1 protein-coding gene is annotated in these 613 nt (G+C 66.1%); it reads left to right on the top strand.

Features of this window, described 5'->3' with window-relative positions; translation table 11 throughout:
* Positions 1 to 568, top strand: a 568-nt coding sequence (locus tag DEJ00_RS18185; protein ID WP_146248028.1) for a cation diffusion facilitator family transporter, incomplete at its 5' end; no start/stop codon positions are given.
* Positions 569 to 613: the final 45 nt, after the last annotated feature.

Raw genomic sequence — 613 nt, forward strand, 5'->3', positions numbered from 1 at the left:
GGCCATCGACCGGTTCATCCACCCACGCCCAGTCGAGAACCCATGGCTGCTCGTCGCGGCCGGGGTGATCGGATTCGCCGGCAACGAGATCGTCGCGATCTACCGCATCCGCGTCGGGCAGAAGATCGGCTCCGCCGCGCTGGTCGCCGACGGTGTCCACGCCCGTCTCGACGGCTTCACCTCGCTTTCCGTCGTCCTCGGCGCTATCGGTGTCCTTCTCGGCTTCCCGCTGGCGGATCCCATCATCGGCCTGCTCATCGCGATCTCGATCCTGATGCTGCTTTGGGGCACAGTGAAGTCCATCGGCGCTCGACTCATGGACGCCATCGACCCGGACCTCTACTCCCGAGCCGAGCACGCACTCGAGCACGCCGACGGAGTGCAGGCGGTGCGAGACCTCCGACTCCGCTGGATCGGACACCGCCTGACCGGCTCCGCGACCATCGAGGTCGACACCACCGACCTCAACGCGGCGTCGCACGTCGCGGGGCACGCGTCCGAGCACCTGCACGAAGCGATCGGGAACGTCGACGCGTTCACGATCACTCCGACGAGCCATCACCACTGAGCATCACGAAAGGAAGCAGCATGTCCGTCGTCAAGATCAACGCGA

This window comes from Curtobacterium sp. MCLR17_039 (assembly GCF_003234745.1).
In the GTDB taxonomy this organism is placed as follows: domain Bacteria; phylum Actinomycetota; class Actinomycetes; order Actinomycetales; family Microbacteriaceae; genus Curtobacterium; species Curtobacterium flaccumfaciens.